Origin of the sequence: Neorhizobium sp. BETTINA12A (assembly GCF_023006485.1) — a bacterium.
Classification (GTDB): domain Bacteria; phylum Pseudomonadota; class Alphaproteobacteria; order Rhizobiales; family Rhizobiaceae; genus Neorhizobium.
Genome location: NZ_JALBGW010000260.1, coordinates 1 through 4,185, shown reverse-complemented (window position 1 = coordinate 4,185; position 4,185 = coordinate 1). Strand labels below are relative to the sequence as shown.

Genomic DNA, 4,185 nt, shown 5'->3' with positions numbered 1-4,185 from the left:
ATCACGCTGGTTCTCGACCGGCAGGTGGACGTGGCGCGCGGCGACGTGATCGTCTCGTTCGACGGCCAGCCGATGACCGGCCACCATTTCGACGCCCAGCTCGTGTCGCTGCAGCCGGGCGGCATCGAGCCCGGAAAGCGTTACTGGCTGAAGAGCGGTTCGCGCCGCCAACGCGTCGCGGTCGAACCGATCAGCCAGCTCGAGCTTGCGACCGGCAAGTGGCAGCCGCATGCCTCGACGCTCGCCATGAATGCGATCGGCAAGGTGCGCCTTTCCTTCGAGGAACTGGCGGTCTTCGACGCTTACGAACAGAACCGCTCGACCGGCGCCTTCATCCTGATCGATCCGGATACGCTGAACACGGTCGCGGGCGGCATGATCACCGCCAAGCGCGGCGAGGTCGGTGGCATACATCGTGGCCAGGGAGGCGAAGGCCAGCGCGTCGTGCTGTCGCTGCCGGCGGATCTCGCCGAGCAGCTGATGGCAAGCGAACTCTTCGCCAACCGCCGCGACGAGACCGAGGTCAAGCGGATGACCGCCAAGCAGGCGGCAGAGCTGTTCTCCAACGCCGGCGGCGATATCTGATCGTTTCGATCGGCGGGAAATGGAAAGGGGCTGGGGAGGCCCCTTTTTTCGTTGCCAGGCCCCCGTCAGGCGAGCGGCCGCGTCGAACCGCGCTGGATGAGGCTGAACGGCAGCTGGATGACGCGGCTCGGCAGGCATTCGTCGTTGATGGCCCGGACGATGAGATCCGCGGCCTGATAGCCCATCTGGAAACGCGGCACCCGGACGGTCGTCAGCCTCGGCTCGGCGCAGAGCGCGAAATCCAGGTCGTTATAGCCGCAGATCCCCAAATCATCCGGCACGCGCAGGCCCGCCCGTTGCGCCTCGAACAGCGCGCCGAGCGCAAGATCGTCGTTCTGGCAGAATACCGCGTCGACATCGGGCGCCGTTTCCAGCAGCCGCTTGAAGAGGTCGCAGCCGAGCTGCATGCTGGTTTGCTTGTGCTCGGTCATGACGAGGCCCGGATCGTAGAGCCCCGCCTCCTGCATCGCCAGCGCATAGCCATCGTGACGCCGCTGGGCGCGAAGATCGCGGCTGCCGCCGATCAGACCGATACGGCGATATCCGCAGGCAAGCAGATGGCGCGTCGCGGTCTCCGCCGCCTCGCGGTGATTGATGCCGACCGCGATACCCGAGGGCAGCAGGTTGAGATCGACGATCTGAACCACCGGGCACGGCGCGCGCTCAAGCAGATCGCTGACGCGCTGGTCCTGCAATCCCGTCAGCAGGATGCCGGCCGGATGCTGCGACAGGAAAAGCTTGACCTGACGGTATTCCTGGTCCGCATCGTGGTTGGTATTGGCATACTGGATGCGGAAATCCGTATCGCGCACCCGTTCTTCAATGCCGCTCATGATGCCGAGATAGGCATGATTGGTCAGCGCCGGCGCCAGAACCCCGATAATGCCGTTATGGCGGCTTGCGAGCGCCCGGGCTGCAAGATCGGGCACGTAACCCATCTGCTCGATCTGGCGGAGGATCTTCAGCCGAAGCGGCTCGGACACCTTTTCCGGTTCTCGCAGGGCGCGGGACACGGTGATAGAGCTGATCCCAAGAACATTAGCGACATCGAGCAGGGTCACCCGTTCCGATCTGGCGCGTCTAGGCGGCATGCGCTTTACGGCCCTCTCCCCTGCCAGTTGCAGGCGACCGCCGAAGCGGTTCCTGAGCCGGAAGGTCTTTCAACAAGTTACACGTTCCCGCCGCCATGATGCCTTAGCGGGATGCTCGGACCTAGTATAATTTCGCCCTGCCAAAATGCGGGTTGTGGATAAGACCGATCCAAAGCGCCAAGCTCTATGTAATCGGCTCTGCAGCGGGTCCGCTGGGACTATGGTTTTTACGGGAAAGGCTATCGGGAGAGCGAAATCTCTTGGGAAACCAAGGATCGGCTGGTCGGAGTGGAGTGATTCGAACACTCGACCCCCACGTCCCGAACGTGGTGCGCTACCAGACTGCGCTACACTCCGTGACCAGCGGCGCCTCTATAGACCAGCATTTTTCATTGCACAAGCGCCGCTCATGAAAAATATGCGACAGCTTCGCGATCGCGCATGCCCTCGCTCCGGAAAGGCGGAAAACCAAGGCGTTGCAAAAAAGCGGCGCAGGAGAAATTTGATGTCGAGAGGCGTTCATCGCCTCGCGAAGCCTGACAAAAATCTGTTACGTGCAGTCTCGACGACTAGCCTCAAAAGCCTTGCCTCCCGGGCACAACAGAAGACATGAAGGATTTTTCACGATCATGAGCCGCCGCGTCCTCGCATCGACCGCCCTTTTCGCGCTCGCCCTTTCGGCCTGCACCACCGTCAGCGTTGCCAGCAATCCGATCGAGAGCCGCTGGGTGGGCCGCTCGGCCGGCGAGTTCTTCGCGAAGTTCAGCCCGCCGATCAGCGACACCGGCGACGGTTCCACGACCGTCTATACCTGGCGTGGCGGCTATAATCGCATCAAGCAGCAGGGCGGCCGCAGCGCCAGCGTCAGCTGCACGGCGAAGATCACCGTCTCCTCCAGCTACGTGATCCGCGACATCACCATCATTTCCGATCGTCCGGGCGCCAACGGCCCGAGCTACTGCACGGAACTGCTGGCCGCCAGCTGAGGCGAGCGAGCCCGCGATAGCGGATCCACATCATGAAAACCACCGGCCGTCGCCCAGCGGGTGACGGCCGGTGGCTATTTTTGAATGCGCCGCAGCAAAAGCGGTGCTAGACCTCTCCAGCGCCTTGAACGGCGCAATCGATGCGATCCGAGTGGCGCAAACCGGCAACGCCGTTGTGGCCATCATCGATATCGCATCAGGCGCGGAGGCCCGGCATGGCGGAAGACGTTACCTTCGATATGGAATTCACTCCTTCCTACGGTGTGCCGGTCAGCGTGGCCGAAGGCGTGCAGCGGCTGACCGTCAACAATCCCTCGCCCTTCACCTTTTACGGTACGAACAGCTATATCGTCGGCGGCTCGTCGGTGGCAGTCATCGATCCGGGCCCGGAAAACGCGGCGCATTTCGAAGCGCTGATGGCGGCGCTGAAGGGCCGCGAGGTCACCCATATCTTCATCAGCCACACGCACCGCGACCATTCCCCGCTTGCCCGTCGGCTGAGCCAGGAGACCGGGGCGCCGACCGTTGCCGAAGGCCCGCACCGGGCCTCGCGGCCGCTGCATGCGGGCGAAGTCAACCCGTTCGCCGAAAGCGCCGACACCGGCTTCGTGCCCGATATCATGGTCGCGGATGGCCAGGTGATCGAAGGCGACGGCTGGGCGCTGTCGGCCGTACATACGCCGGGCCACACAGCCAACCATTCCGCCTTCGCATTGGAGGGAACCGGCGTCTTGTTTTCCGCCGACCACGTGATGGCCTGGGCGACGACGATCGTCGCGCCGCCGGACGGTTCGATGGCGGATTTCATGGCCTCGATCGAAAAGCTGCTGCCGCGCGAGGACCGCATCTTCTTTCCGGGCCATGGCGGGCCGGTGAAGGAACCGGGCTCGTTCCTGCGGGGGCTTCGCACCCATCGGCGCATGCGCGAACGGGCGGTGCTGGAGCGCATCAAGGCCGGCGACCGGCTGATCCCCGACATGGTCAAGGTGATCTATGCCAGCACCGATCCGCGCCTGCATGGGGCGGCGGCCCTTTCGGTGCTTGCGCATCTGGAAGACCTGGTCGAGAAAGGCCGCGTGCTGACCGAAGGACCGCCGTCGCTTGCGGGTACTTACTGGCCGGCTTGAAGCGTGCCGCAATCCTTCGGATTTAGCATGACCCGCTTCAAATCCTTAGTTTCTCCGCATGTCGTTATCGCAAAACCGCTGCACACTTTTGCCCGACATGCTTTAGTTCCCGGCGATCCCCAGAAGTTCGGTATCGAGCCGGTCAAGAAAATCCTCGGCGATCGCCTGGCTCATTCCCAGATCGTGCGGGCCATAGCGCGAGGCGACTCGGATATCGACCGAGGTCGTCTCGGCCTCTTCCCGCAGCCGGACGACGAGGTCGAAACGCAGGCCGAGGATCAGGGTGCGGGCCTCGCCCTGCAGCAGGACATCGCCCGAATTGACGAAAACCGGTGCGAGCGAGGGTTCCGGGCGCGGCAGCGGGATCGGCGCCACGTCCGGCACCGGCGCCTGTTC

Annotated in this window: 5 protein-coding genes and 1 tRNA gene; 3 read left to right on the top strand and 3 right to left on the bottom strand. The window is 63.6% G+C overall.

Annotated elements, in window-relative coordinates; genetic code table 11:
• Positions 1–585, top strand: a 585-nt coding sequence (locus MOV61_RS28740) for an elongation factor 1-alpha C-terminal domain-related protein (protein ID WP_408962446.1), incomplete at its 5' end; no start/stop codon positions are given.
• Between the two features lie 65 nt (positions 586–650).
• Here the strand turns inward: MOV61_RS28740 and MOV61_RS28735 are convergent.
• Both MOV61_RS28735 and MOV61_RS28730 read right to left on the bottom strand, forming a co-directional pair.
• A complete protein-coding gene (locus MOV61_RS28735) occupies positions 651–1,676 on the bottom strand; it encodes a LacI family DNA-binding transcriptional regulator (RefSeq protein ID WP_247139030.1) in 1,026 nt (341 codons plus the stop codon).
• 280 nt (positions 1,677–1,956) lie between these two features.
• A tRNA-Pro gene (locus MOV61_RS28730) sits at positions 1,957–2,033 on the bottom strand.
• A gap of 272 nt (positions 2,034–2,305) precedes the next feature.
• Between MOV61_RS28730 and MOV61_RS28725 the strand changes: the two genes are divergently transcribed.
• Together MOV61_RS28725 and MOV61_RS28720 are read left to right on the top strand one after the other, a co-directional pair.
• Complete coding sequence (locus MOV61_RS28725; protein WP_247139029.1) at positions 2,306–2,662, top strand: hypothetical protein; 357 nt, start codon at positions 2,306–2,308, stop codon at positions 2,660–2,662.
• 215 nt (positions 2,663–2,877) lie between these two features.
• On the top strand, positions 2,878–3,789 hold the full coding sequence (locus MOV61_RS28720) for an MBL fold metallo-hydrolase (protein ID WP_247139028.1): 912 nt from the start codon (positions 2,878–2,880) through the stop codon (positions 3,787–3,789).
• A 102-nt stretch (positions 3,790–3,891) separates the two neighbouring features.
• On the opposite strand, the gene MOV61_RS28715 is transcribed toward MOV61_RS28720, so the two are convergent.
• On the bottom strand, positions 3,892–4,185 hold a 294-nt coding region (locus MOV61_RS28715; protein ID WP_247139027.1), incomplete at its 5' end, for a DUF1499 domain-containing protein.